The sequence below is a fragment of the Rhizobium sp. 9140 genome (assembly GCF_900067135.1).
Taxonomy (GTDB): domain Bacteria; phylum Pseudomonadota; class Alphaproteobacteria; order Rhizobiales; family Rhizobiaceae; genus Ferranicluibacter.
Map to the genome: position 1 here is coordinate 1,598,454 of NZ_FJUR01000001.1, position 21,857 is coordinate 1,620,310.

Annotated in this window: 23 protein-coding genes; 12 read left to right on the forward strand and 11 right to left on the reverse strand. The window is 64.5% G+C overall.

The window, feature by feature from the left end:
• The first annotated feature begins 196 nt into the window (after window positions 1-196).
• Complete coding sequence (locus GA0004734_RS07405) at window positions 197-457, forward strand: DUF1344 domain-containing protein (protein ID WP_092932530.1); 261 nt, start codon at window positions 197-199, stop codon at window positions 455-457.
• Between the two features lie 10 nt (window positions 458-467).
• Here GA0004734_RS07405 and GA0004734_RS07410 read toward each other — a convergent pair whose 3' ends face one another.
• The 4 genes from GA0004734_RS07410 to GA0004734_RS07425 all read right to left on the reverse strand — a co-directional run bounded on the left by GA0004734_RS07410 (window position 468) and on the right by GA0004734_RS07425 (window position 4,005).
• Window positions 468-1,052, reverse strand: coding sequence for a histidine phosphatase family protein (locus GA0004734_RS07410; protein ID WP_092932532.1), 585 nt, complete (start codon window positions 1,050-1,052; stop codon window positions 468-470).
• A gap of 96 nt (window positions 1,053-1,148) precedes the next feature.
• Complete coding sequence (gene fabI, locus GA0004734_RS07415) at window positions 1,149-1,967, reverse strand: enoyl-ACP reductase FabI (RefSeq protein WP_092932534.1); 819 nt, start codon at window positions 1,965-1,967, stop codon at window positions 1,149-1,151.
• 267 nt (window positions 1,968-2,234) lie between these two features.
• Entirely contained in the window at window positions 2,235-3,389 is a 1,155-nt protein-coding gene (locus GA0004734_RS07420; RefSeq protein WP_175386246.1) for a DnaJ C-terminal domain-containing protein, read from the reverse strand.
• Window positions 3,390-3,546: 157 nt separating this feature from the next.
• Complete coding sequence (locus GA0004734_RS07425; RefSeq protein ID WP_245292362.1) at window positions 3,547-4,005, reverse strand: RT0821/Lpp0805 family surface protein; 459 nt, start codon at window positions 4,003-4,005, stop codon at window positions 3,547-3,549.
• A gap of 102 nt (window positions 4,006-4,107) precedes the next feature.
• Between GA0004734_RS07425 and pdxH the strand changes: the two genes are divergently transcribed.
• A complete protein-coding gene (gene pdxH / locus GA0004734_RS07430) occupies window positions 4,108-4,728 on the forward strand; it encodes a pyridoxamine 5'-phosphate oxidase (protein WP_092932536.1) in 621 nt (206 codons plus the stop codon).
• A gap of 3 nt (window positions 4,729-4,731) precedes the next feature.
• Here the strand turns inward: pdxH and GA0004734_RS07435 are convergent, their stop codons facing one another.
• Window positions 4,732-5,757, reverse strand: coding sequence for a polysaccharide deacetylase family protein (locus GA0004734_RS07435; RefSeq protein ID WP_245292363.1), 1,026 nt, complete (start codon window positions 5,755-5,757; stop codon window positions 4,732-4,734).
• 223 nt (window positions 5,758-5,980) lie between these two features.
• Here GA0004734_RS07435 and GA0004734_RS07440 point away from each other — a divergent pair, with 223 nt between their 5' ends.
• The 6 genes from GA0004734_RS07440 (at window position 5,981) to rnhA (ending at window position 10,124) form a co-directional block, all read left to right on the forward strand.
• Window positions 5,981-6,364, forward strand: a complete 384-nt coding sequence (locus tag GA0004734_RS07440; protein WP_092932538.1) for a DUF983 domain-containing protein — start codon at window positions 5,981-5,983, stop codon at window positions 6,362-6,364.
• The gene (locus GA0004734_RS07445; protein ID WP_092932540.1) at window positions 6,333-7,160 is read left to right on the forward strand and encodes an SURF1 family protein; all 828 of its coding nucleotides are present in this window, start codon (window positions 6,333-6,335) and stop codon (window positions 7,158-7,160) included. Before GA0004734_RS07440 ends, GA0004734_RS07445 begins: the two co-directional genes overlap by 32 nt.
• Window positions 7,157-7,522 carry a DUF1304 domain-containing protein gene (locus GA0004734_RS07450; RefSeq protein ID WP_092932542.1) on the forward strand — a complete coding sequence of 122 codons (366 nt, stop codon included), beginning with the start codon at window positions 7,157-7,159 and terminating at the stop codon, window positions 7,520-7,522. The genes GA0004734_RS07445 and GA0004734_RS07450 overlap by 4 nt, the downstream gene beginning before the upstream one ends.
• A 4-nt stretch (window positions 7,523-7,526) precedes the next feature.
• Window positions 7,527-8,552 carry a 4-hydroxy-3-methylbut-2-enyl diphosphate reductase gene (ispH, locus tag GA0004734_RS07455; protein WP_092932544.1) on the forward strand — a complete coding sequence of 342 codons (1,026 nt, stop codon included), beginning with the start codon at window positions 7,527-7,529 and terminating at the stop codon, window positions 8,550-8,552.
• A 136-nt stretch (window positions 8,553-8,688) separates the two neighbouring features.
• A complete protein-coding gene (locus GA0004734_RS07460; RefSeq protein WP_092932546.1) occupies window positions 8,689-9,669 on the forward strand; it encodes a homoserine kinase in 981 nt (326 codons plus the stop codon).
• Window positions 9,666-10,124, forward strand: coding sequence for a ribonuclease HI (gene rnhA, locus GA0004734_RS07465; protein WP_062594637.1), 459 nt, complete (start codon window positions 9,666-9,668; stop codon window positions 10,122-10,124). The genes GA0004734_RS07460 and rnhA overlap by 4 nt, the downstream gene beginning before the upstream one ends.
• A gap of 140 nt (window positions 10,125-10,264) precedes the next feature.
• Here rnhA and GA0004734_RS07470 read toward each other — a convergent pair whose 3' ends face one another.
• A complete protein-coding gene (locus GA0004734_RS07470; protein WP_092932548.1) occupies window positions 10,265-10,750 on the reverse strand; it encodes a peroxiredoxin in 486 nt (161 codons plus the stop codon).
• A 123-nt stretch (window positions 10,751-10,873) separates the two neighbouring features.
• Complete coding sequence (locus GA0004734_RS07475) at window positions 10,874-11,848, reverse strand: protein-disulfide reductase DsbD domain-containing protein (protein WP_175386250.1); 975 nt, start codon at window positions 11,846-11,848, stop codon at window positions 10,874-10,876.
• 201 nt (window positions 11,849-12,049) lie between these two features.
• Between GA0004734_RS07475 and GA0004734_RS07480 the strand changes: the two genes are divergently transcribed.
• The 3 genes from GA0004734_RS07480 (at window position 12,050) to GA0004734_RS07490 (ending at window position 14,395) form a co-directional block, all read left to right on the forward strand.
• Window positions 12,050-12,649, forward strand: coding sequence for a YqgE/AlgH family protein (locus GA0004734_RS07480; RefSeq protein ID WP_092936041.1), 600 nt, complete (start codon window positions 12,050-12,052; stop codon window positions 12,647-12,649).
• A 158-nt stretch (window positions 12,650-12,807) separates the two neighbouring features.
• Window positions 12,808-12,999 carry a CsbD family protein gene (locus tag GA0004734_RS07485; protein ID WP_092932552.1) on the forward strand — a complete coding sequence of 64 codons (192 nt, stop codon included), beginning with the start codon at window positions 12,808-12,810 and terminating at the stop codon, window positions 12,997-12,999.
• Between the two features lie 280 nt (window positions 13,000-13,279).
• Window positions 13,280-14,395, forward strand: coding sequence for a zinc-binding metallopeptidase family protein (locus tag GA0004734_RS07490; RefSeq protein WP_092932554.1), 1,116 nt, complete (start codon window positions 13,280-13,282; stop codon window positions 14,393-14,395).
• Between the two features lie 238 nt (window positions 14,396-14,633).
• On the opposite strand, the gene GA0004734_RS07495 is transcribed toward GA0004734_RS07490, so the two are convergent.
• From GA0004734_RS07495 to thrC, 4 genes are all read right to left on the reverse strand, one after another.
• The gene (locus GA0004734_RS07495) at window positions 14,634-17,495 is read right to left on the reverse strand and encodes an EAL domain-containing protein (protein WP_092932556.1); all 2,862 of its coding nucleotides are present in this window, start codon (window positions 17,493-17,495) and stop codon (window positions 14,634-14,636) included.
• Window positions 17,496-17,548: 53 nt separating this feature from the next.
• Window positions 17,549-18,160, reverse strand: a complete 612-nt coding sequence (locus GA0004734_RS07500) for a GNAT family N-acetyltransferase (RefSeq protein ID WP_092932558.1) — start codon at window positions 18,158-18,160, stop codon at window positions 17,549-17,551.
• A gap of 77 nt (window positions 18,161-18,237) precedes the next feature.
• Window positions 18,238-19,539 carry a M16 family metallopeptidase gene (locus GA0004734_RS07505; protein WP_092932560.1) on the reverse strand — a complete coding sequence of 434 codons (1,302 nt, stop codon included), beginning with the start codon at window positions 19,537-19,539 and terminating at the stop codon, window positions 18,238-18,240.
• 15 nt (window positions 19,540-19,554) lie between these two features.
• Entirely contained in the window at window positions 19,555-20,961 is a 1,407-nt protein-coding gene (gene thrC / locus GA0004734_RS07510; RefSeq protein WP_092932562.1) for a threonine synthase, read from the reverse strand.
• Between the two features lie 264 nt (window positions 20,962-21,225).
• Here thrC and GA0004734_RS07515 point away from each other — a divergent pair, with 264 nt between their 5' ends.
• Complete coding sequence (locus tag GA0004734_RS07515) at window positions 21,226-21,777, forward strand: hypothetical protein (protein ID WP_092932563.1); 552 nt, start codon at window positions 21,226-21,228, stop codon at window positions 21,775-21,777.
• Window positions 21,778-21,857 lie beyond the last annotated feature (80 nt).

Sequence of the window (21,857 nt, forward strand, 5' to 3'; positions counted from 1 at the left end):
AGGCCCGTGCACGCAGGCGGGTTGCAAAGCGGCCCCGAGCGACGTCAAGACTTTGCTAACCATGTTTCCGCTAATTGGGTTCGCCGTCACATGCTCACCGGATTGTCACAAGCTTGGTGAATTTTTGCCACAATCGGCGCCCAAAAACTGCATCATATTCGAACAGTGAATCAAACGGTCAAGAGGGAGACTTGGGATGCGTTTCGTCGTTGCGACATTGATGGCGACCGCCAGTTTCTTCTCGCCGCTCGCGGCCTTTGCCGATAGCGCCGATATCGAAGCCACGATCACGGGCATCGACACCGATCGGCTCAGCCTCTCGCTGGATGACGGAAAGAGTTATCAGGCACCGGAAGAGTTCAATTTTGAAGGCCTGAAGGCCGGCGTCAAGGTCGTCGTGTTCTACACGGAAGTGGATGGCAAGCGCGTCATCAACGACCTCGAAGTCGTTCAGTAGGAGGGTCTCTTCAGACCCAGCCGACCGTTCCGTTCTCGATCTTCAATATCCGGTCCTGCGGAATGGCCCCCATCGAGGCCTCTTCGGGCGCCATGGCGCCCAGCAGCTTGAAGACGCTGCGAATGACGCCGCCATGGCTGACGCAGACGGTGGGAACCGTGACGTCCTTCATCCAGGATGCGATGCGCCAGGAGAGGATCTCGTAGCTTTCCGCGTCGTCGCCGGGGGGAATGAAGTCCCACTTGGAGGCCTCGCGCTCGGCAACCCGCTCCGGCACGCTCGCCTCCAGCTCTTCCAGCGTGAACCCTTCCCAGTCGCCGAAGGAAACCTCTCTCAGACGGTCGTCGGTCCGGTAGGCCTCGGGCGCAAGCCCCATCGCGCCGCGCAGCAACTCCATCGTCTCGCGCGTCCGCCCGAGCGGGCTTGCCACATAGTCGAACGCGGTGGCTTGCGTGCCGAGGATGCCGGCCAGCGCCCGGCCGTTGCCCCGCGCCTGTTCGCGGCCCGTATCGTTGAGCGGAATGTCCTTCTGGCCCTGGAGGCGGATTTCCGCATTCCAATCGGTCTGGCCGTGACGGATCATGTAGATCAACATGGGAATTTGCCTGACTGTGGGGGAGGGCGCGACGCGCATCTCCGGAGAGACCGGATCAGGCCGGCCGCGTGGCGATGCGCGATCGAAGAAGCAACGTCAGTCCTTGACGACGGCGATATCCGGCGCGTCGACGGCCTTCATGCCGACGACATGGTAGCCGCTGTCGGCATGGTGCACTTCACCGGTCACCGAGCGCGAGAGGTCCGACAGCATGTAGAGGCCGACATCGCCGACCTCGTCGATCGTCACGGTGCGGCGCAGCGGCGCGTTGTATTCGTTCCACTTGAGGATGTAGCGGAAGTCGCCGATGCCGGAGGCGGCCAGCGTCTTGATCGGGCCGGCGGAAATGGCGTTGACGCGGATGTTCTTGGGGCCGAGATCGACCGCGAGATATTTCACGCTGGCTTCCAGCGCCGCCTTGGCAACGCCCATGACGTTGTAGTTCGGCATCACCTTTTCGGCGCCGTAATAGGTCATGGTCAGCAGCGATCCGCCATCCGTCATCAGCTTTTCCGCGCGGCGCGCGACCGAGGTGAAGGAGTAGACCGAAATCTGCATGGTCTTGGCGAAGTTGTCGGGCGACGTATCGACGTAGCGGCCGGTCAGTTCGTCCTTGTCGGAGAATCCGATGGCGTGGACGACGAAGTCGATCTTGCCCCAGGTCTTTTCGATATGGTCGAAGACGGCATCAATGCTGGCTTCGTCGGACACGTCGCAATGGCCGGCGAGAATGCCGCCCAGTTCGGCCGCCAGCGGCTCCACGCGCTTCTTCAGGGCATCGCCCTGATAGGTGAAGGCGATCTCGGCACCCTGCGCATGGATCGCCTTGGCAATGCCCCAGGCGATCGACCTGTTATTGGCGACGCCCATGATCACGCCGCGCTTTCCACTCATCAAACCGGATGTCTGCGCCATCGTGTCTGTCCCCGAATGCCTTTTGGATCGGACCGGCCAGGCGCCAGCCGAAATCTTGGTCGAAAATATAATACCCGGAACGCGTCCGCACCCGCTCGTCAGCGAGAGGCGGTCCGGTTCACGAGGCCTCGCTATGGCATAGGCTCACAAGGCGTTCAAGCTTGGGGAGGATCAGGAACTGTTAGGACCGGTAACAAACGGTCAGTGTCCACTATGAATGTCGCATGTTCGTCACGAAGCGTACGAAAAAGCCTGAAGAAAACCGGATCAGAGCACCAGCCCGTCGCGCTGGCTGCGCATGAGGTCCATCAGCTTCTGGTCGGGACGCGTGCTAAGGGTCAGGCTGAGTTCGATGATCAGGGCGCCACGCTGGCCATCGGCCGTCGGCAGGCCCTGGTCCGGGATGCGCAGCGGCCTGTCCGGGCCAGACCATGGGGGCACGACGAGCGGCACATGCCCGGTGACGGTTCCAACCGTCGTGGTGCAGCCGAGCACGGCATCGTGCAGCGATAACGACAGGGTGGTGCGCAGGTCCGTTCCATCGACGCGAAACTGCTCGTGCCGCGCGACACGGATGCTGACGAGCGCATCGCCACGCGCGGAACCCTGTCGGTAACCCTGTTCCCGCAGGCGAATCAGGCTGCCATCGGTCGTGCCGGCCGGCAGCGCCACTTTCAGCACCTGCCCGTCGGGCAGCGTCGCCGTGACGCGCCGGCGCTTGAACAGGTCCTCGACGGTCGCGACGGCCTCGCAGACGAGATCCGGCACGCGGTCGGCAGCCGGTTTTTCCGCGTGCCTTTCCCCGTGCTTTTCATGTAACCTGTCCTCAGCCCTCTCGCCCGTCGCGGGCGACGTCGGCAATATCCGGCGGAACAGGCTGGAGACGATCTCGGCCGCCGGTGCGGCGGCGCGGGCAAGAATGCCGGGGCCGAAGGGTGCGCCGGCCGGTGCAGCCTCGGCGGCATGTTCGGGCGCAGCTTCGTCCGCAACCTTCGCGTCTGCCGGCGGCGCATCGTTTTTCGGCGACGGAGCAGGGCGTGGCGCAGGCTTCGATGAGGCGGCCTGCGCCGCCTCCGGCTTGCCATTCTCTGTTCCGAAGATGCGAGACACCGCCTCTTCAGCCGTTTCCGGGCCGACGGCCTGTTCGGGTGCCGAGGGGTTGGCGCGGCGCTTCATCTCCTCCATACGGCGCAGGTCCGCATTGCGGCGGGCCTGGTCGTAGCGGTTGCGCATCTGCGGGTCCTTCAGGACCTCGTAGGCGCGGCCGGCCTCGGCAAATCGGGCCGTGGCGTTCGGATCTTCACGGTTCTGGTCGGGATGCACGGCCTTCGCCACAGCGCGCCATGCGGCCTTGATCTCGTCGGGGCCGGCATTGCGGCGCACACCGAGGACGGCATAGGGGTCCTGCATCGACATCTTCATCGTTCATCCTCGTCCAGCATGGGCCGGCTCGTCCAGCATGGGCCGGGTCGCCATTGCCGGCGGGGATGATGAAAAGAAGCGCCTTAAGGACAGGTTTATTGCGGCAGAACCCGGGCGCATATGTGCGCAGAGGGTTAAAAAAGCGTTTGCGAAAGGGTCAGCTGCGCCGGGCAAAGCTGGTCAGCGTCCAGTTGCCGTCGCCCGTCCGGCAGGTATTGCCGTCGAACTTGGCGATGCCCTGATAGGAATGGCGCGTCGTCGTGAAGCGGCGGCACACCACGCCTCCGACGGTCTGCTCCTCGATGCTGGAGATGACGCCGGCGCTGCCGGATTGCGCATTGGCCCAGGGAATGGGGTTGCCGGCGACCTCGCGCACATCGGCGGTGGACACAGCGGTTTGCACGGCGGCCGCATCGACCATTGCCGGGCTCGGTGGAGCGGGGATGGAGCCCGTGCGGACATTGTCGACGCCGGCGGCGTCGCCGAGGCCGATCCCGTTGCCCATCCCGTTGCCCATGCAGCCGGAGAGCCCGGCCACGCAGAGCCCGAGCGTCATCGCGCCCGCAAGGCGCGAGAAGAGCTTGGTGTCGCAGACGCGTTTTGCTATGTCTTTCACGGTCACCCTGTCGGACTGGAAATGGCTACGGTGTCGCTCGAAACGGCATGTCCGCGGCCTACATGTGAGGTCAGCATCGGCAGCCTGCATTGGAAACAGAATATGACGGAAACCCGGTTAACAACTGGTGACTTCACCGAGGAAAACGAACCATTTACGCTGTTCGGCGCCTGGCTGAAGGAGGCGCAGGAAACCGAGATCAACGACCCCAACGCCGTGGCGCTCGCCACCGTCGATCCGGACGGCCTGCCCAATGTCCGCATGGTGCTGCTGAAGGACTTCGACGCCGACGGTTTCGTGTTCTACACCAATTTCGAAAGCCAGAAGGGCCGCGAGATCCTGGCGACCCGCAAGGCTGCGATGTGCTTCCACTGGAAGAGCCTGCGCCGTCAGGTCCGCCTGCGCGGCACGGTCGAGATCGTCAGCGATGCGGAGGCCGACGCCTATTACCAGTCGCGCGCCCGCGGCAGCCGCATCGGCGCCTGGGCCTCCAAGCAGTCCCGCCCGCTCGAAAGCCGTTTCGCGCTGGAAAAGGCCGTCGCCGAGTTCACCGCCCGCCACCCTATCGGCGAGATCGAGCGCCCGGCATACTGGTCCGGCTTCCGCATCCGCCCGGTGTCGATCGAGTTCTGGAAGGACGGCGCCTTCCGCCTGCACGACCGTATCGAGTTCCGCCGGCCAGAGACGGCGGGCGACTGGTCCAAGGTGCGCATGTATCCCTGACGATCACGCGCCCCGCATCAGGCGGAATGGTATGCCGGAGGCCAGCGCCGAGACATGGCCCGGCCTCTGGAAATGCCCGTTGAGCGAGATCCGGGGCAGGGCGGTCGGGTCGGCATCGCCGTCAAGCGTACCCGGCCGGGTCGTTACCGCGACGAGGCCCTGGCCGCCGGCAAGCCGCATGTCGCGGGGCGATACGGCCCGCGCATCGCCATAGGGATAGGCAAACGTTGTCGGACGAACGCCGGTGATCGCGGCGACGGCATCGACGGACCGCACGATCTCGTCTTGCGCATCCGCATCCGACAGCCGCGCCAACGCCCTGTGGGTCAAAGTGTGCGCTCCGATCGCGGCTCCCGGCAGGCGGGAGAGCACGCCAAGCCCAGCCCCATCCAGCGTCAGCCGGTCGGTGAGCGACAGCGGATCGAGCCCTTCGGCGCGGGCCAGCCGGTCGATGTCGGCAACCGCCGTCGCCTCGTCCACCGCATGCACGAAATCGGCAAAGCGCGCGAACGCCGCCTGCATCTGCTGCGGTGTCTGGAGGTGCAGGCGCTCCGGCCCGGCGCCGAAATCGAAGGTCAGCCGCGGCTTGGCCCGCAGCAGCTCCGCCAGCGTCTCCCACCAGAGGCTCCGCGTTCGCGTCACGAAACCCTCCGCTGCAAACACGGTGAACGGCACGCCGTGATGGGCAAAGACCGGGGCGGCATGGTCGAGATTGTCGCGATAGGCATCGTCGAGCGTGAAGACGGCAACCGGGGTCCGGTCGTCGCCCGCAAGATGCGCCGGCAGGTCGGCCAGCGCGATGAATTTGTAACCATCCCGCTTCAGCCGGACGATGGCCGCATCAAGGGATTGCGGCGTGATCTCCAGATGTGCATTCGGCGAAAACATCGCGGCGACGAACGGCCGCACATGATGCAGCGTAAAGATCGCCCCGCGCCCGCGAGCTTGCCGCATCAGCCCCGCCGCCGACAGGCCGCGCGAAACCGCCAGCCCGCCGGCAATGGCACCCCTCTTGATCAACCGCTTCACGACCTGCCGACACTCCTGCTGGATGGATGACGTCACTGTAGGGCGCTTGGGGTAAAGGCTCCCTGAACGATGGACATCATCGACCGCAGAGCGGCATCCGACGCGCCTGTCGCCTTTGTCGCAGATGTTCGATTGGACGAAGCCCCGCATTGCCGATACAAAGTCCGTCACGGACGGGACGACCCTGCGCGTGCCGCCGAACACGGATGATCGAGGGACAATCATGACCGAAGACAGCGCGCATTATCCGCCGGTCGATCCCATCAAGGCGGGCCTGCGCGGCCGCTGCCCCCGCTGCGGCGAGGGCAAGCTGTTTCAGGGCTATCTCGCCTTGCGCCCAAGCTGCGCCGCCTGCGGGCTCGATTACGATTTCGCCGACGCGGGCGATGGCCCCGTGGTCTTCGTCATCCTCATCATCGGCTTCATCACCGTGGGGGCCGCGCTCTGGGCCGAGGTCAACTACAGTCCGCCGCTGTGGCTGCATTTCCTGCTCTGGATTCCGCTCGCCATCGTTCTGTCGCTCGCGCTCACGCGCATGCTGAAAGGCGTGCTGATCGACCTGCAATATCGCAACAATGCCCGGCCCGGCGAAATCGACCGTGGCTGAGCCTGCCTCAGCTGCCGGCACGACACCCCGCCGGGGCGGACCCGTCGCGCGCCTGTTTTCGGCCGTCCTCCTGCTCGCGCTGTTTGCGGCTCTCGTGTCGCTCGGCACATGGCAGATGCAGCGGCTGCACTGGAAGGAGGGCCTGCTCGCGGCCATCGCCGAGCGCCGCACCGCCCCGCCGGTGGATGTCGACGCCATCGCCGCGATGGTGGCCGCCGGCGAGGATATCGAGTACCGCACGGTCCGCGTCTCCGGCGTCTTCGAGAATGGGGGCGAGCGCCATTTCTTCGCGACCTATAACGGCCAGACCGGCTTCTACGTCTATACCCCGCTGACGCTGACCGACGGCCGCGCAGTCCTCATCAATCGCGGCTTCGTGCCTTACGAGCGCAAGGACCCCGCCACTCGGCCGGGAAGCCAGCCCGAAGGCCCTGTCACCCTGTCGGGCCTCGCCCGCGCCCGGCTCGATGCCAAACCCTCCTGGGTGGTGCCGGAGAACGACATTACCAAAAACATCTTCTACTGGAAGGACTGGACCGCGATGACAACGGCCTCCGGCCTGTCACCGGCGCGCACGCTGCCCTTCTTCATCGATGCCGATGCGACGCCCAATTCAGATACGCTGCCGGTCGGCGGCGTCACCCAGTTCGATCTGCCGAACAACCATCTCCAATATGCGCTCACCTGGTACGGCCTTGCCGCAGCGCTCATTGCCGTCAGCGGCCTGTTCGTCGTCCGCAGGCGCGCCGAGGCGCGCGCCGGGCAGGCCGCACCTCACCACCGGACGCCGGAATGACGCTGCTCGCCCAGATCTTCACAGGCCTCACGGCCCTCCTGCATGTCGGTTTTCTCGTCCTGGAAATGTTTCTCTGGACGAAGCCGGCGGGTCGCCGCATCTTCCGTATGACGGCGCCGCAGGCCGAGGCGACGCGGGTGCTCGCCGCCAATCAGGGCCTCTACAACGGCTTTCTCGCCGCCGGTCTCGGCTGGTCGCTTCTGGCCTCTCCGCCCGCATTTGCCGTGCAGCTACAGCTGTTCTTTCTTGTGTGCGTTGTCATCGCCGCTATATATGGCGCATGGTCGGTCAGTGCGCGCATTCTTCTGGTGCAGGGCGGCCCGGCGATGCTCGCACTCCTGTTCACAGTCTTGGCGTTCTGATCCCATGGAATTTCGTTCCGCTGAAAAACCCGTTTCGCAGAAATCGGCGCTCACGATTAGGCTCTGCGGCCCGCGCGGTTTCTGCGCCGGGGTGGATCGCGCGATCCAGATCGTGGTGCTCGCTCTGAAGGAATTCGGTGCCCCTGTCTATGTCCGCCACGAGATCGTGCACAATCGCTACGTCGTGGAAGGACTGGAGGCCAAGGGCGCGATCTTCGTGGAGGAACTCGACGAGATTCCCCCGGAGCATCGCAAGCAGCCGGTCGTCTTCTCGGCCCATGGCGTACCGAAATCCGTGCCGGCCGATGCCGACCAGCGCAATCTCTTCTATCTCGATGCGACCTGCCCGCTGGTGTCCAAGGTCCACAAGCAGGCCATGCGCCACAACCGCATGGGCCGCCACGTCGTGCTCATCGGCCATGCCGGCCACCCCGAAGTCATCGGCACCATGGGCCAGTTGCCGGAAGGCAGCGTGTCGCTGGTCGAAACCATCGATGACGTCGATACCTACACGCCGCCCGATCCCGACAATCTCGGCTTCGTCACCCAGACGACGCTGTCGGTGGACGATACCGCCGGCGTCATCAAGCGCCTGCACGAGCGCTTCCCCAACCTCACGGCGCCCGCTGCCGACAGCATCTGCTACGCCACCACCAACCGGCAGGAAGCCGTGAAGCAGGCGGCCCCCGGCTGCGATCTGTTCCTCATCGTCGGTGCGCCCAATTCCTCCAATTCCAAGCGTCTGGTCGAAGTCGCGTTCCGCTCCGGCGCCAGCCAGTCGATCCTCGTCCAGCGCGCCAGCGATATCGAATGGGACACGCTCGGCGAGATCCGCACCGTCGGCCTGTCGGCCGGGGCCTCGGCACCGGAGGTGATCGTCAACGAGATCATCGAGGCGTTTCGCGCGCGTTATGATGCAACGGTGGAACTGGCGGATACGGTGGAGGAAACCGAAAACTTCCTCGTCAACCGCGAACTGCGCCACGTGCCTCTGACCCAGGCCGACATGGCCTTCGTCAACGGCGACTGACCAAGAGCGGCCCCCGACCTCTGCATCTGCCGTCTCAGGGTGGTGCACGTCACCACACGTCCTCTCCCCCCTTGTGGGGGAGATGCCCGGCAGGGCAGAGAGGGCTTTCCTTCAACCAACCATCCGCAGGGCTCACATGGCCGTCTATACCGATATCTCCGAGGACGACCTCAAGACGTTCCTGGCAGCCTATGACGTGGGCGATCTCACCTCCTACAAGGGCATCGCCGAAGGTGTGGAGAACAGCAACTTCCTGCTCCACACCACCACGGGCGCCTTCATCCTCACGCTCTATGAAAAGCGCGTCGATCCCGGCGACCTCCCGTTCTTCCTCGGCCTGATGCAGCATCTGGCCGATCGCGGCCTCAACTGCCCGCTGCCGCTCGCCCGCAAGGATGGCGCGCTGCTCGGCACGCTGTCCGGTCGCCCCGCCGCGATGATCACCTTTCTTGAAGGCATGTGGCTACGCAAGCCGGAAGCCGCACATTGCCGTGAGGTCGGCCGGGCGCTGGCCGACATGCATGTCGCGGGCGAGGGGTTTGCTCTGTCGCGAGAAAACGCCCTGTCCGTCTCCGGCTGGCGTCCCCTGTGGGAAAAAGCAAAGGACCGCGCCGACGAGGTACAGCCGGGGCTTGGCGAGGAGATCGCTGCCGAACTCGACCATCTCGAAGCCGAATGGCCGACCGATCTCCCCTCCGGCGTCATCCATGCGGATCTCTTCCCCGATAACGTCTTCTTTCTCGGCGAGAACCTCTCCGGCCTGATCGATTTCTACTTCGCATGCAACGATCTGCTCGCCTACGACGTCTCGATCTGCCTCAACGCCTGGTGCTTCGAGAAGGACGGCGCCTTCAATATGACGAAGGGCATGGCGCTGCTGTCCGGCTACCAGTCGGTGCGCCCGCTGACAGCGGGCGAAATCGCCGCGCTGCCGCTTCTCGCCCGTGGCTCGGCGCTGCGCTTCTTCCTCACGAGGCTCTACGACTGGCTGACGACGCCGGCCGGCGCGCTGGTGGTGAAGAAGGACCCGCTCGAATATCTCCGCAAGCTGCAGTTCCACCGCTCGGTGAACACGGCGCTCGAATATGGCCTGACGATTTCGGAACCCGACGCATGAAACACATCGACATCTTCACCGACGGCGCCTGCTCGGGAAATCCGGGTCCCGGCGGCTGGGGCGCCGTGCTGCGCTATGGCGAGACCGAAAAGGACCTCTGCGGCGGCGAGGCCGAAACCACCAACAACCGCATGGAACTGCTCGCCGCCATCACCGCGCTCACCTCTCTGAAGGAGCCATGCGAGGTCGATCTGCACACCGACAGCAAATACGTCATGGACGGCATCATGAAATGGATCCACGGCTGGAAGAAGAACGGCTGGAAGACCGCCGACCGCAAGCCGGTGAAGAACGGCGAACTCTGGCAGGCGCTCGACGCAGCCAACCGCACCCACAAGGTCACCTGGCACTGGGTCAAGGGCCACGCCGGCCACCCGGAAAACGAACGCGCGGACGAGTTGGCGCGCAAGGGCATGGAGCCGTTCAAGACGAAGCGGGCGGTGAAGCTCGGGTGAGGTGTAGCCAATTTCGGGGCGGCGCTAGCCCCTCATCCGGCTGCCGGCACCTTCTCCCCGTTTTGACGGGGCGAAGGTGGCGGCAGCCGGATGAGGGGCTGCCGCAGGGAAGGACACAGTCCTCAGATCTGCTCCGGCCCTCAGATCTGCTCCAGCATCGTCGCTGCCGACGACACCGTCGCCTGTCCCGGGCTTTCCTCGATATTCAGCGTCTTCACCACGCCGTCGTCCACCAGCATAGAGTAACGCTTGGAGCGCACGCCGAGCGTGCCGGCCGAGAGGTCGATATCCAGTCCGAGCGCCTTGGTGAAGCTCGCGTCCCAATCGGAGAGGAAGTGGATCTTGTCCATGCCGCCCGAGGCCGTGGCCCAGGCGCCCATGACGTGGATGTCGTTGACGGCGACCACGGCGATGTCGTCGATGCCGCGCGCGAGAATGGCGTCGCGGTTTTCAAGGTAGCCGGGCAGGTGGTTGAGCGAGCAGGTGGGCGTGAAGGCGCCGGGGACGCCGAAGATCACGACGCGCTTGCCGGAAAAAAGAGCGTCCGTGGTCACTTCCACAGGGCCGTCCACGGTCTTTTCCTTGAAGGTCGCGGATGGAATCTTGTCGCCGATCGAAATGGTCAAAGGGAAGGTCCTTGCTTTATGGAATGGGCTTCAGAAATCAGGCTCTGATGACGGCGCGGAGCACACGTGGCGCTCCGTGGAAAATCCGTGCGCCGGACGGGCGCAGACCAAGGATATAGATTCTCAGGGCTTGAAGACAAGCGGCGTTTCGATAGCTCGGGCCTCCGTTCCGATCCTCACCCCGATCGTCGCGCGGATCGCGCCGTCGGCCGGCACGCCGACGGCTTTCGGCGGGAGTTTCGCAACGATGCGCACGTGCGTCAGGCCATCCGCCGCAATCGGGCTGCCTGCGGGGTGCCGGCTGCCTGCGGGATGAAAGACATAGCCTGTGGGTGCCGCAAGGAAGATATCCGACAGGGTCGCATCGGCCGGCAGTTTCAGCGCGAGCGTGATCTCATGCGTCTCCGCGTCGAAGGTGGCCTTCGTCACGTTGAAATCCGCTGTCGGAGCAACGGGCAAAGCGGCGAAGGCGGCCCGCACGCGCGCGGTATCCAGCGCATTGTCGGGTGCGCCGACCGGAAGCTCAAGGTCGAGTTCCGCCTGCACGGGGATGCAGATGCTCTTGCAGATGCCGAGGAAGACGGAGGCTTCCAGCGTCAGATCCTTGCTGGCATCGCTCCGGAGCAGGAGCGGGAAGGATACGGGCCGGTCGTAGCCGGTATAGTCGAGATCGCCCTCCGCAAACCGCTTGGGCACCGGCAGCCTCAGGCCGGAATAGACGAGGTTCCCGGCGCCCGGTCCCTTCGCCGTGACCGTCACCTCCGGCGGAATGCCGCTTGAGCCCGGGTCCGTCCAGTAGGTCCGCCAGCCCGGCTCCAGCCGGATTTCCAGCATGGCCGGCAAGCTTCCATCGGCCTGAGGCGCGCCGGTGACCAGTCGGATCCCGCCGCCGACGGTCTCCACCCAGGCGCTGCGGGCGGCAAAGGCCGTGTTGCCTGCTGCCGCACACGCGAAAAAAAACACGGTGGCCAGGGTTGCCACGCGTGCCGAAAACGTCAAACTCTGCGGTGTGAGGCGTTCGATCATGAGCAAAGCCATAGCGGTTTTGGCAGGGTCGGAGAAGATCGGCAGGATGCGGCGGCTCGGAATGTCGTGCAACTTTTCTTGAATGCGCGATTTTTCTTGAATGCGCGATGCAACGATCGACCCGGGTCGATGGAACGATCGGCGGAGCATCGGCTTCGACACGTGTGATGGCCGAACCGTCATCCCCAAGGTTACCCGCATCCGGAAACCATAAAATGGCAGGCATCGAAAAGGCGGGACAGACCTCAACCGGAACAAGGGCAAAGCACCATGATGGCGACATTCCAGAAAAACCGTGAACGGGGCATGCTGGACGGGCAGTTCCTGATTGCCATGCCCGGCATGGTCGATAGCAATTTCGCCCGTACGGTCATCTTCGTCTGCGCGCATTCCGACGACGGTGCGATGGGCTTCATTCTGAACCGCCCGCAGCAGCTCACCTTTCCCGACGTTCTTCTCCACCTCGAAATCGTCGATCGCCTTCAGGCGATCCGGCTGCCGGAGCGGACGCGGGCGTTCCAGATCCAGACCGGTGGACCGGTCGAGACCGGCCGCGGCTTCGTGCTCCACTCCGACGATTACCTGAGCGAATCGAGCATCCCTGTCAGCGACGATATCTGCCTGACCGCCACGCTCGACATCGTTCGCGCCATCTTCCGTGGCGCGGGGCCGTCCCGCGCGATGATGATGCTCGGCTATGCCGGCTGGGGTGCCGGCCAGCTGGAGGCCGAGATCGCCAACAATGGCTGGCTGACCTGCGCGGCCAACGAGGACCTGATCTTCGATCGCGACCTCGGCGACAAGTACGACCGGACCCTGGCCGCAATGGGCGTCGCCCCCGCCATGCTCTCGATGACGGCCGGCCACGCGTAACCGGCACGCGTGAGAGAAGGCCCCGCGCGCCTTCGGCGAGGCGCTGCGTTTTCTCATTTCCTTATGAACAAATCGCGGAACATTTTGTCTGACACCCCGTTTTCAAGGCAAGCGGCACAGCAATAAAGCAGCCGCCTCAGTGACAGGGAGTTACGCACATGGGTAGCATTTCCGACAAGGTATCCGGTCTCGCCAACGAAGCAGCAGGCAACGTCAAGCAGGGCGTCGGCAAGATGACCGACAACGAGCGTCTGCAGGCCGAAGGCAAGGCGCAGGAAGTCAAGGGCGAAGTCCAGCAGGCATCCGGCAAAGCCAAGGACACCGTCAAGGGTGCCGTCGATCGCCTGTAACAAAGTTTTGCTACGGCTCTGTCCGTGGCGATCAGGTGCGCAACCGTTGCCGTCCTGACGGGTTCAACTGGATGGCGACGTGCGCCGAATGCCCGCTGTGCCTCGTGCCGGCGGGCATTTCCTCGTTTGGTCGTCCGTGATGGCGACCTGTCGAAGGCGCGTGTCGCTTTCGGCGGCATAGTATGTAGGGTAGCGAAAACAGTGCGTTCTGAAGAATGCCGGGGCTGCCGAGCCACAACAAACAGATGCCGTCCACGGGGATGGCCAGGGACGAACGACCATGAAGCTCTTTACGTGCAGCAATTGCGGAAATTCCGTACATTTCGACAACCGAACCTGCGTGAATTGCGGATCGCGCCTCGGTTTCGAAACGGAGTCCCTGAGCATGAAGGCGCTGGCCCCGGCCGGCGGCGATCAGTGGACCGTGATCGGCAAGACGGATACGGCCGTGCGCTTCTGCGCCAATGCGATGAATGACATCTGCAACTGGCTCGTCCCCGCAGGTAGCCAGAACACCTATTGTGTGGCGTGCAGCTACAACCACATTGTGCCTGTGACCGACAATGCGGAAGGCGTCCAGCGCTGGCAGAAGATCAGCCAAGCGCAACGCCATCTGTTCTACTCGATCCTGCGCTGGAATCTCCCGCGCCCGGGTCGCGATGTAGATCCGCAGGGCGGTCTGGTCTTCGATTTCCTCGCCGACGAGGTCGATTCCAATGGCAACGTCATTCAGGCGGCGATGACCGGCCACGAGGACGGCCTGATCAGCCTGCGCGCTGCCGAAGCCGACGATGCGACCCGCGAAAGCATCCGCGTCTCCATGGGCGAGCCCTATCGCACCCTGCTCGGCCATTTCCGCCACGAGATCGGCCATTTCTACTTCGCCCAGCTCTGCCGCGACGAAGAGACGCTGGCCGAAGCCCGCGCCCTCTTTGGCGACGAGCGCGAGGATTATGCGGCAGCCCTGCAGCGCAACTACGAGCAAGGCCCGCCGGCCGACTGGCAGAACCGCTTCATCTCGACCTATGCCAGCTGCCACCCCTCGGAAGATTTCGCCGAATGCTGGGCGCATTTCTTCCACATCGTCGATACGCTGGAAACCGCCCGCGCCTTCGGCCTCTCCACCGATCCCCGCCGCCACCAGGAGATGGCCGCCGAAGTCGATTTCGATCCCTATAACGCCCAGGATTCGCAGACCCTGGTCGATGCCTGGGTGCCGCTCAGCGTTGCGCTGAACAGCATCCAGCGTTCCATGGGCCAGACCGACAGCTACCCCTTCGTGCTGTCGATCCCCGTGGTCCAGAAGCTGGAGTTCCTCAACCGGCTGATCCACAAGGCCGGGCAGGGGAACGTCAATATGGCGGCGCAGCCAGTGCAGACGCCCGCTGCGGCCTGAAGCTTTCAGGTCCGGAGTCTGAAGCGCCCTTCCCTGGAAAAGGAGGGGCGTTTTTCGTTTCGGGGTGATCGTGCAGCGTTGTGGTAGGGCAGCCCCTCACCCTAACCCTCTCCCCGCCTGGCGGGGAGAGGGGACGCCGCTGCGATCATGTGGCAGGGGCAGGGGATTGCCTGTGGCCCCTTCTCCCCGCCCGCGGGGAGAAGGTCGCGGCAGCGGGATGAGGGGCTTCCCGCGCGCCTCAAGCCCGCTTCATCAACGGAAACCGCTCCTTCAACAACCGCTGGATCAGATCCGATGAAATCGGCGGTCCGAACAGGAAGCTCTGGCCGTAGTGGCAGCCCATCTGCCCGAGCTGCATCGCGTCCTCCTCGGACTCGATACCTTCCGCCACCACCTGCATCTCAAGTTCGCGGGCCATGTTGATGACCGAGCGGAGCAGGATGGTGCGTTTGTCGCTTTCGTCCTTCACCAGCGCCTTGTCCATCTTGATCGTGTCGAAGGGGAAGCGCGTGAGGTAGGCGAGCGAGGAGTGGCCGGTGCCGAAGTCGTCCAGCGCCAGCTTCAGCCCGCTGTCGCGCAGCTTCTGGAGCACGAGCCGCGCCTGTTCCGGGTTCTCCATCATCAGCGACTCGGTCAGTTCCACCATCACCTGCGACGGGTTGCAGCGATTCTTGTGGAGGATGGCGCGGATATCGTCGTGGAGATCGTTGTTGAGCAACTGGCCGCTCGACAGATTGACAGATACGAAAATCGGCAGCTGACCGGTTTGGATCTGCCACTCGCCGAGATCGCTCGTCGCCCGCTCGAAGGCAAAAAGGCCGAGCTGGTTGATGACCTCGGAACTCTCGGCGATGGGAATGAACTCGGAGGGCGGTATGCTGCCGCGCTTTGGGTGGTCCCAGCGCATCAGCGCTTCGAAGCCGGCGATTTCCGCATCGTTCAGCCGCACGATCGGCTGGTAGACGAGGCTGAGCTCGTTGCGCTCGATGGCGCGGCGAAGGTCGGTTTCGAGTTGAAGGCGGTCCGTGCCGGAGGTGCGGAAGGCCGGGCGATAGGGCTCCACACGGTTGCCGCCGGCCTTCTTGGCGCGGAACATGGCAAGCTCCGCGTCGTCCAGCAAGCCGGCCGCGCTCTGGCTCTGGTCCACCCAGGAGACGAGGCCGACGGAGGCGGTGAGGCTGATCTCGCGATTGCCGAAGCTGATCGGAACCATGATCGCGCGGCTGACGGCCTCGGCGAAATCCGCCACCTTGGCGGGGTCGCGCTCCGAGATCAGGATCAGGCCGAACTGGTCGCCGCTGAGCCGCGCCAGCGTATCCTGAGGCTTCAACAGCCGCCGCAGCCGCCGCGTCAGAGCGATCAGGATGTTGTCGCCGGCCGCGATCCCCAGCACGTCGTTGACGTTCTGCTTGTAGCGGTCGATGTCGATGGCGATCACGGTCGGGCGCACGCCGTTCGCACCCGGCGCCAGCGCCAGGATCGATTGCAGCCGGTCGAGGAAGATCTGACGGTTCGGCAGGCCGGTCAGGTTGTCGTGGAGCGCGTCGTGCAGCAGCCGGTCGAGCGAATTGCGCTGCTCGGTGATATCCACCAGCGTGCCGACGCAGCGGATGATCTCGCCGTTCGAGCCCAGCACCGGCCGCGCGCGGATCGACAGCCAGTGATAATGCCCGTCTTCGGCGCGAATGCGGAAATCATGGTTGAGCCGGCCGCGACGGTGTTCGAGCAGGATGTCGAGCGTCGCGCGGAAGCGATCGCGATCGTCGGGGTGCAGCCGCGGCAGCCAGTTGCGCGCAGGCCCGTGCATCGCGCCCGGCGTCAGGCCCAGCTGCTGCGACACGTCGGGGATGGTCACCACCCGGTCGCGCGCCACGTCCCAGTCCCACACGGTATCGCCCGAGCCGGTCAGCGCCAGCGACTGGCGTTCGAGGTCGGAGAACAGGCCCTGGCTGTAGGCACCGCCGGCAAAGGCATGCTGCATGACCGTGAAGCCGATCAGCAGCACGATCAGCACGAGCCCGCCGCCAAGCGCTGGCTGGACGATATCGTTGGAAAGCCGCCCCGTCACCGTCAGCCAGGCTCCGAACAGCCAGACGAGCGTCAGCAGCCAGGCGGGAACGAGCAGGATCGCGCGGTCGTAGCGGTTGAGCCCGAGATAGGCGATGAGAATGATACCGACGGTTCCCGTCAGCGCAAAGGAAATGCGCGCGATGCCGGCCGCAATCGCCGGGTCGTAGATCGCCACGCCGAAGAGCAGGCCGAGGCCGAGGATCCAGGCGAGCGTCGCATAGGACAGGTGCTGGTGCCAGCGATTGAGGTTGAGATAGGTGAAGAGGAAGATGACGAGGCCGGCGGCGAGAAACACCTCCGTTCCCGCCCGCCATATTCGCTCGTCTCCCGCGGTGATGGCGATCAGCTTGGACAGGAAGCCGAAATCGACGCAGATATAGGCGAGCACCGCCCAGGCGAGCGCGGCCGTCGCCGGCAGCATGGAGGTGCCCTTGACGACGAAAAGGATGGTCAGGAACACCGCCAGCAGGCCGGCAATGCCGAGCACGATGCCGCGATAGAGCGTGAAGGCGTTGACCGTGTCCTTGTAGGCGTCCGGCTCCCAGAGGTACATCTGCGGCAGGTCGGGCGTCGCAAGCTCGGCGACGAAGGTGATGACCGAGCCCGGATTGAGCGTAATGCGGAAGACGTCCGCTTCTTCGCTCGGCTGCCGGTCGAGCGCGAAGCCTTCGGACGGCGTAATGGAGAGGATGCGCTGCGAGCCGAGGTCGGGCCAGAAGATCTTGGAATTGACCAGCCGGAAATGCGGCGCGACGATCACGCGCTCCAGCTGCTCTTCCGACACGTTGGCAAGCGCGAAGACGGCCCAATCGCCCTGATGATTGTCGGCACTGGAGCGCACCTCGATGCGCCGCACGATGCCGTCGGTGCCGGGCGCGGTGGAAACCTGAAAGGCCTCGCCCCGGCCGGTATAGATCTCGGTCGTCGCGGTCAGGTCGAGCGCGGTATCCTCGCGCGAGATCTTCACGGGCTCGATGGCATGGGCAAGACCCGCGCCGAGCCACATCATCGCAAGAACCAGTGCCAGCATCAGCCCGGGCAGCCTGCGGATCGACGGCAAAAGCGTCGTACGGAAGGGGTGGGTCACTCGCTAGCAGTCCTGTTGGGCGCGATATCACGCGAAAGAAGGGAGAAGATCAGGTGGTCGCGCCACTGCCCATTGATCTTGAGATACTCACGCAGATAGCCTTCACGATGAAAGCCGACCTTTTCAAGGAGCCTGATGCTCCTGTCGTTTTCCGGAATACAGGCTGCCTCGATACGGTGCAACTGAAGGGTCGAAAAGATGTAGGGGATGGAGAGCCTGACCGCCGCCGACATGTGGCCTTGGCCGGCGAAGCGCTCGCCCATCCAGTAGCCGATCATGCAGCATTGCGCGGCCCCCCGCCTGATATAGCCGATGGTGAGGCCGCCTAGCAGCGTCTCAGTGTCGCGCGCGAAAACGAAAAGGGGAATGGCCTGGCCGGAGTGGAATTCCTGCTCGCTTCGGATGGCGCGCGCGCGAAAGGCGCTTTCCGTCATCTCTTCCGCCCGCCAGGTCGGCTCCCACGGCTCGAGAAAGGGCCGGCTTTCCCGGCGCAGCGCGAACCATTGACGATAGTCGGCGCCGCGCGGCAAACGCAAAAGATGCGTGTCGCTCTCGATCCTGACCGGGTCCGGCTGCCGTGACAGAAACCGAAACACCGATCGTGTCATGAAAGCCTCCGCCGGGTCGTGAATAGGGCCGGGATCCCGAATAGGTTACGGCGCCGGCGCCAGGCCGGACCGGGGGTTCAGCCGTTTGCCGCCCGCGGCAGGGACGTCGCACGGGTGAGCCCGCCCATAATATCCGCCATGGGTGCCAGCTTGTCGACGGGGCCGATAGCCGACAGCGTCGGCACGGTTTCGAAGAACAGCCGTCCGGCAAGATCGGTCAGCCGCTCCACGGTGATACCGGACAGCCGGTCCATCAGCTCTTCGTTGGGGATGGGACGGCCGTAAAGCATCATCTGCCGGGCGATCTGGCCGGCGCGTGCGGCGGGGCTTTCCTGCCCCATCAACAGCTGCGCGCGGATCTGCGCGCGGGCGCGGTCGATTTCCTGTTGGTCGATATGATCCGCCGCCTTGCGCAGCTCCTCGATGATGACGGGCATCAGTTCGACAAGGTTCTCGCCACCGGTCGCGGCGTGGACGCCGAAGATGCCGGTATCGGAAAAGCCCCAATGGAACGCGTAGACCGAATAGCAGAGGCCACGATGCTCGCGCACTTCCTGAAAGAGCCGCGAGGACATGCCACCGCCCAGAATATTGGCGAGGATCTGCGAGCAATAGAAATCGCGGGCGTGATACGCCTTGCCCTCGAAACCGAGCAGGACCTGCGCATCCATCAGGTCGCGGTCCTCACGGGTGTCGCCGCCGGTATAGCGGGCCTTTTCGAGCAGCGGCGCTTCCGCCGGCTGCTGCGGCAGGCTGGCGAAGCGTTCCTGCACCTGCGTCACGAAAGCATCGTGATCGACAGCGCCGGCGCCCACGACGAACATGCGGTCGGTGGTGTAATTGCGCCCGAGATAGGTGCGGATCTGGTCGGCCGAAAACGACATGACCGTTTCCGGCGTGCCGAGGATCGGCCGGCCGACGATCTGGTCGGCAAAGGCGGTTTCGGCGAAACGGTCGAAGACCACGTCGTCGGGCATATCGTTCGCCGCGCCGATTTCCTGAAGGATAACGTTCTTCTCGCGCTCCAGCTCTTCCTCGTCGAAGGACGACTCGGTCAGGATGTCGGCGAGGATGTCGATGGCCAGCGCCGTGTCGTCCTTCAGCACGCGGGCGTAATAGGAAGTGGTCTCGGTGGATGTCGCGGCGTTCACCTCGCCGCCGACATTCTCGATCTGTTCGGCAATGTCACGGGCCGACCGCGAGGCCGTTCCCTTGAAGGCCATGTGCTCGAGCAGATGCGCGATGCCATGCTCTTGCGTGGTCTCGTCGCGGGAGCCGGACTTGATCCACGTGCCAAGCGCGACACTTTCCAGATGCGGCATGGTTTCGGTAACGACCGTCAGCCCGGAGGCGAGCCGGGTGCACTCAACTTTCATCATCGGTCTTTCTGCGCACTAGTTCCGGATACGGGCGTGCTCGCCGATATAGGCCTCGACGGCTTTCAGCTCGGGATCCAGAATGTCGAAGCGCTCCTCCCTGTCCATCAGGTCAGCAAGCCACGTCGGAAGCGCCGGGTCAATACCGCTCGCCGATTTTACTGCGGCGGGAAATTTTGCGGGGTGCGCGGTGGCCAGCGTCACCATAGGTGCGTTGGGTTTCATATGCTTGGCGGCGACGAAGGCGCCGATGGCGCTGTGCGGATCGAGGAGATAGCCAGTTTCCTCCAGCGTCGTGCGGATGGTTTCCGCCACTTGCTTTTCCGTCGCGCGTCCGGCGCGGAAGAGGCCGCGGATCATCTTCAGCGCCTTTTTCTCGATCTCGAAAGCGCCCGACTGCTTCAGCCCGCCCATGGCCGCGCGCACCTTGCCCGCATCCCGGTCGAAGGCCTCGAACAGCAGGCGTTCGAAGTTGGAGGAGATCTGGATGTCCATTGAGGGCGAGGTCGTCGCGCGTACGTCGCGCATCTCGTAGCGCCCGGTCTTCAGCGTGCGGGCGAGAATGTCGTTCTCGTTGGTGGCGACCACGAGGCGCGCCACCGGCAGCCCCATCTTCATCGCGACGTAGCCGGCAAAGATGTCGCCGAAATTGCCGGTCGGCACCGTGAAGGCCACCTTCCGGTCCGGCCCGCCGAGCGCCACCGCCGTCGTGAAATAATAGACGATCTGGGACATGATGCGCGCCCAGTTGATCGAGTTCACGCCCGAGAGATGAACGCGGTCGCGGAAAGGCCCGTCGTTGAACATGTCCTTCACCAGCGTCTGGCAATCGTCGAAATTGCCGCGAATGGCGATGGCATGCACGTTCGACGCCTTCGACGTGGTCATCTGGTGCTGCTGCACCGGCGAGACCTTGCCGTGCGGAAACAGGATGAAGATATCGGTACGGTCGCGCCCGGCAAAGGCGTCGATCGCGGCACCGCCCGTGTCGCCCGAGGTGGCGCCGACGATGGTGGCGCGGGTATCGCGGGTGGCCAGCACATGGTCCATCAGCCGCGCCAGCAGCTGCATCGCCACGTCCTTGAACGCAAGCGTGGAGCCGTGGAAAAGCTCCATCACGAAGGCATTCGGCCCCGTCTGCACGATCGGCACCACGGCCGGATGCCGAAACGTCGCATAGGCCTCGTCGATCATGCCGCGCAGCGTCGCATCGTCGATCTCGCCATCGATGAACAGCCGGAGAATCCGAAACGCGACCTCCTGATAGGAGAGGCCGCGCAGGTCCCGGATCTCGCGCTTCGACAGCGTCGGCCACGTCTCCGGCACATAGAGCCCGCCATCGCGCGCAAGGCCCGCCATCAGGGCATCGCTGAAACCGAGCGCAGGGGCCTCGCCCCGGGTCGAAACATACTTCACGTTCGTCATCCTCGTTTCGTGCACGTTTCACGGCCGCGCGGCGATCGGCCGGAAGCCACAACGCAAGCCCTTGCGTAAGCGGCGCGTATTCAGGCGGCACTTACAAAAATCGACGGGAACGCGTGCGAGTCCAATCGATTTTCCGGCGCGCCGCTGCTATAGACCATCGCCGCAACACTGGAAAGCCTGCCTTTCGGCAAGAGCGACCGGCACGGCAGGCAACGACGGACACGCGCCATGAGAGCGCGAAAAGAGCGACAGGGGTCGGATCGAATGGTGGGTCATACAGTCAGCCGCATGGCGGCATTTGCGGGTCTCATGGCGCTTGCCGGCTGCAATACGCCGGACACGGGCGGCGCGATCGATGCCGGCGCCGGCGCGGCCTCCGCCACGCCCGCCGTCATCCAGGCGAAATGCCCGCAGATCGTCATGCGCGATGCGACGTCGGTCTACCGCACCTATGCCAAGGGCGCGAAGGACGATCCCACGCAGATCATCTACCAGGCCTCGCTCGCCGACTCGACGCGCCAGTGCGTGCAGAGCGATACGACCCTGACGGTCAATGTCGTGGTGCAGGGCCGCGTCACCTCCGGTCCGGCCGGCGGCCCCGGCACGATCAACCTGCCCATTCGCGTCACCGCGACCGATGAGAACAACACGCTGTTCTCTGAGGTGACCCAGCTGCCCGTCACCGTCCAGGCCGGCACGGGCGCCCAGCAGTTCATCTTCACCAAATCCGCCCCCATCAACGGCGGCGCCGGCGACTTCGCCAAGGTCTATGTCGGCTTCGACACAGGCCCGGCTGCGCCGAAGAAGCGGAAGTAGGCAAACGTAGAAGAGCGCGGTCCTCATAAAGGCCGCGCTCCCTTGCATTCGCCCGTTCGCCTGTGCCGCCGCTTTCGGCA